This is a genomic window from Paenibacillus paridis (assembly GCF_006345825.1).
Taxonomy (GTDB): domain Bacteria; phylum Bacillota; class Bacilli; order Paenibacillales; family Paenibacillaceae; genus Pristimantibacillus; species Pristimantibacillus paridis.
The window spans coordinates 1-5031 of record NZ_VCIX01000037.1 but is presented as its reverse complement, the minus strand read 5'-3'; the positions used below and the strand labels follow the sequence as shown (position 1 = coordinate 5031).

General features: G+C 40.8%; 4 protein-coding genes. All 4 read left to right on the top strand.

Translation table 11 applies throughout. The features are described from left to right. Positions 1 to 584: 584 nt before the first annotated feature. The 4 genes from FJQ58_RS00485 to FJQ58_RS00475 all read left to right on the top strand — a co-directional run bounded on the left by FJQ58_RS00485 (position 585) and on the right by FJQ58_RS00475 (position 4964). Positions 585 to 2246 carry an S-layer homology domain-containing protein gene (locus tag FJQ58_RS00485; protein WP_162341222.1) on the top strand — a complete coding sequence of 554 codons (1662 nt, stop codon included), beginning with the start codon at positions 585 to 587 and terminating at the stop codon, positions 2244 to 2246. A gap of 402 nt (positions 2247 to 2648) precedes the next feature. Continuing rightward, a complete protein-coding gene (locus FJQ58_RS00480) occupies positions 2649 to 3209 on the top strand; it encodes a site-specific integrase (protein ID WP_139990500.1) in 561 nt (186 codons plus the stop codon). Positions 3210 to 3272: 63 nt separating this feature from the next. Next, a complete protein-coding gene (locus FJQ58_RS32195) occupies positions 3273 to 3446 on the top strand; it encodes a hypothetical protein (RefSeq protein WP_162341220.1) in 174 nt (57 codons plus the stop codon). A 102-nt stretch (positions 3447 to 3548) separates the two neighbouring features. After that, a complete protein-coding gene (locus FJQ58_RS00475) occupies positions 3549 to 4964 on the top strand; it encodes a replication protein (RefSeq protein WP_139990499.1) in 1416 nt (471 codons plus the stop codon). The last annotated feature ends 67 nt before the right edge of the window (positions 4965 to 5031 follow it).

Here is a 5031-nt window from a genome sequence, read left to right as displayed (position 1 = left end):
GAGGCATTTAATGCCTCTTTTTTTATTACCTCAATAACAGAAATGGCATTTTTGAATTAGATATTTATCTAGGGGTTGAATCAACCCACCTCATTAATATTTATATTAATATAAATATTAATGTAAATATAATGAAACTCGTTCGAAAGAGAATCCCTTGGACAAGCCCCTTTTGTCAAAGATTTATCGCCAGTTTGGAGAGACATGAGAGAAGGGAAACTACCCGNTTTATCGCCAGTTTGGAGAGACATGAGAGAAGGGAAACTACCCGTTGAACCATGGGTGCAAAGGATAATGAGAATTGCAGACTCTTTAGGTTGAACCTTGTGGGGAATCGATGCCCTTTAGCCCTTTCCTATACTCTAAAAGGGGGGAATCGATTTATCAGTTAAACTGGAAATCATCTATTGTGCAATAAAGTAATAAGAGGTAACATTTTTCATATTAGGGAAAAATACATGGATTACACGGATTATAGACTTCATCGAGACAATTTCTTGATAACTAAGAGGTTATGTCGACTCTGATTCATCCACTGGATAGGAACACGTATGAATACGTTAAATAATAAGGAGGAGATCAAATTGAAAAAACATCTATTATTTATTCTCGCACTCGTGGTTATGTTCGCAGCGTTTGCAACATCTGCTTCGGCAGCAACATCGGTTACCATTAAAAAAATATCATCTTCTCCAAGCCATCAATTATTTTTAAAAAGCGATGGTACGGTTTGGGCGCGGGGACTAAATTCGAAAGGCCAGCTTGGTGATGGGACAACATTGGATCGTAAAAACCCGATTCAAATTCCTGGACTGACTTCGATCATTGATATTGTTGCTGGAGATTCTTTTTCCATGTTCTTAGCTAGTAATGGCGACTTATTCACTGTCGGAGACAATCAATTGGGTCAACTTGGCATTGGGAAGGCAGATCCCTTTCTTTCTACGCCAGCTATTATTCTTCAAGGCGTTTCTTCTATTGCAACGGTAGATGGTTCCCAAGGATTAGCTTTAAAAGACGGCAACCTCTATCAATGGGGGGATCGTACAGGTGGTTCGCCTGGGTTAGGGATGCCACGATATAATTATTTCTATCCAATAAATGTTCAGTATCCTGTAAAATTTACAGCAATAAAAAGAGAATTTCTTCTAGCTGAAAACGGCGATCTTTATGAATTTACATTGGATAAAAAAGATTTTAATAAAATTCCCGTATCAAACGTGAAAGAAATTTTCAGTAGCCATTCAGATACTTTTCTGCTTTTGAATGACGGTTCTGTTTTTCATCGCAAACCTGACGGAAAAGATTTTACGATTTTTTCTTCTTTAAAAGATATCGTAGAAATTTCAATGGGTAGCAGTCATTTTCTAGCGAGAGACAAAAAAGGCGATGTTTGGTCTTGGGGGGATAACACACTCGGCCAAGTCGGTATTGGGAAAATTTCAGAATCGGTTAACTCGCCTACGAAAGTTTTATCGAACGCAACAATGATTTCAACAAATCAATTTGCTTCTTTTGCAATCACAAACGATAACACCATTTACGTTTCGGGTTCCTTGTTAATTTTAAATGGTACCGCTTTTAAAAACCATAAATTCACAAAATGGCTTTCTCCGAGTGCCTTTGGATTGGAAGGTTCCGTGCCTATGGAAGAAAATCCACCTAAAACGGGCAATGGTGATACACCGAAACCCGATTCCTTAAAATTAACCGACATTAAAGGGCATTGGGCGGAAAAGAATATTCAAGCATTACTTGAACTTGGCATTGTGAAGGGATTCTCGAACCAAACGTTTCAACCCAACGCGAAAGTAACGCGCGAAGAATTTGTAAAAATGCTTGTCGAATCTTTGAAATTAGAAAAAACAACAACGACATCCATTTTCAAAGACGTTCCTGAGACGCGTTGGTCAAACCCTTTTATTGCGACAGCTATTGAGCATGGAATCCTTTCCCCTGATGAGATTGGTGATACATTCTCACCTACGGCCCTAATTACCCGTTTTGAAATGGCAGTAGCTGTCGGGCGGGCCTTAGGTTTAACAGGCCAAGCAGATCTTTATTTTTCGGATGAGGCTTTGATTACAACAAATAGAGAACTCGTTAGCGCTACCGTAGAATCCAAAATCATCAATGGATTTCCCGATGGAACATTCCGACCTTCGAGCTTAACAACTCGTGCTGAAGCCGTTACTGTAATTATTCGGTTGTTGCATTACACGTCTCTAGTTGAGTTTAAAGACTAGTTTTATATTTGGACAAGTTCAGTCGCTTTATGAGCAAATTCATATTCTTCATGAAGGAGCAAAGAAAGAAAAAAACCAGTCCTAATAATTAGGACTGGTTTTTTCGTGCCCTATTATTTAATAACGCCACATTTTCTAATGATCTTCTAGTTCTTCTTCGATGAAATCAAAAATTCAATCATCCTTTAAATCTTCTATTGAGGCTCAACGAACGGGGCGTAAGTCTAATTTAGCAATATGCCTGTTCGTCTCGATTAGTTTACACAATATCCAATGTGTAAACTAAACGAGAAAAACCATTGATTTATAAGGGTTTTTCTCGTTTTAAATAAAATTTTAATTAAAAAAAGGATTTTCAGTTTACATAGTGAATTATCTAATAGAGAAAAGAGGTGCTTTTTGATGAATTATGTGGAACCGATAAGAGATTTGAAACAAATAGATGAGTTTTTAACTTATATAAGAGAACAGTTTGGCGAAAAGTACTGGTTTTTGGCTATGGCAGGATTTAATTCGGGACTTAGAATTTCTGATTTACTTCAACTACAGGTATCTGACGTGAAAGACGCCACTCACTTGTATATCAAGGAACAAAAGACGGAGAAACGACGACAAATTAAAATTAATCCTACATTAAGACAAGCAATAGCAAAATATATCGCAGGTATGATGGATGATGAATGGCTGTTTCCCGCTAAAACGACGGGTACTCCTATCAGTCGCCAGTACGCTCATAAAATATTAAACATAGCCGCTAAAAAGGTAGGGATAAAAGCAAAGATATCAACACACAGCCTCAGAAAGAGTTTTGGATATCATTTATATCAAAACACAAAGGACGTTGCCTTGTTACAATCAATGTTTGGTCATAGTGCGCCGAGTATCACCCTCCGTTATATCGGAGTCAATCAGGATTATCAGGACGTAGCCATGGATAATTTTTCTTTGGGTGCGGTGATTTAACTGAGTTACGAGAATGGGACGATGAAGGAGCGCTAAAACAAGGCGATTCGGGGGTCTGTCGTGATGAAAAAGAAGACGAAAAGCAGGATTCTGGGAACAAAAGTTCGGGTGGAAGTAAAAGGATATGAGGATTTTATATCGAAATACCCTGAAGAAAGTGAAAAACCAGCGCTGGACACGCTGGCTTTTCGGGAAGAGAATTCTCGGTCAAAAGAATTCATATTTGGTTGCTATTAATTTTATTATACCATTTATGTTTTTCGCTGAAAAGGAGTAAAACCTTTTTTTCGGCTGTAAAAGAATTCTTTTCCCTTCCATGACAGACAGGAGGGGTTATTTGTGTTAGAGCAGGCAGCAAATCTATCATCATCGCCCGTTGGACGGGCATTACAGCACATACAAGCGCATCACGCCTACAAAAAGGACAATGAACGCGGCTGGATCGCCATTTGCAAAAAATTAGTAGAGCCAGATATTGGGGCGGATTTACGTCCGCGGTTCTTTAAGACAAGACATCATCTTCTAAATAAGATCACCGAAGACGTCATTGCAGAGCATATGGACGGGAATTTGTACATGTCGCAAAACACGTTTTGGATACCGCATCGCAAAGTCGATAACATACGGCAGCTACGGGCCCTTTATGTAGACCTGGATTGCTATAATATGGGGATCGAGCCCAAGCAGGCTAGCGCCATGCTTAAACCACTGATTAAACAAGGCGCTTTTCCGATGCCAAATCGCATCACATTTAGCGGACAAGGCCTTGTGCTTACATGGGATATTGAACCCGCAGCCTACCGCGAGCTGCCGCTTTGGCAGACGTTGATACATTACCTTGTTAACGTGCTTAAACCATACGGCAGTGATGTACATGCCACCGATGCCGCGCGGGTTTTTCGAGTGGATGGCAGCACGAATTATAAAAACGACTCACAGGTCCAGGTTGAGTACGTACACAGCCAGCGCCAGACGCTGCAATGGTGGCAAGAGCGTTACTTGCCAACACTTCCTTCGACGATCGCAGCACCGAAAAAAGAAAAAAAGGCTGCCAGTAATAAGGGAACGACAGCGAAAGCGGTTATCAGTAATAAGAAAACGACAGCGAAAGCAGTTGGCTTTTACAACGTCTACAAGCTGCATTTTGACCGCAAAAATGATCTGTTAAAGCTGATCGAGATGCGTAATGGGGATATGCCTCAGTGCCGCGAGTATGCCTTGTTTTTGTACCGCTACTGGGATTGTGATTTTACGAAGGATCCCGAAGTGGCTCTTGAAAACACGTTGGAATTGAACACACGCCTCAACCCGCCACTTACCGAACGGGAAGTTTTAATATCGACGTTGTCAGCCGAGAAGGCATGGCTGAAGAAACTAGATGCAAAAGAACGAGAAAAAGCGCGATTGATCCTGAATGTGTTGCCTAACGGAATGGAACTCCGTTATCCTGACGCAGGATACAATTACAGCAATGCCAAACTAATTGAAATACTACATATTACGTCAGAGGAACAACGGCACCTATCTACGATCATCGGCAAGGCTGAAAAATCGCGCCGCGCGACTGAAAAACGCCGAGAAAAAGGCATTCAGACCCGCAAGTCTTATCTGCAAGAGCAGCACGGAAAAACTACGGACAAGCTGGATCAGCTACGTGAGGCGCTGCTTAAAAACCCATTGGCTAGTGGAGACGAACTTGCCGAGATGTTGGGTGTAACAAAACCGCGAATCAGTCAGTTAAGGAACAAACTGTAAAAAATTAAATGGTCGTGCTTTTACATTGGGGGGGGGGCATTCTTCCCTCTTTTTTTTCAGGGCATCC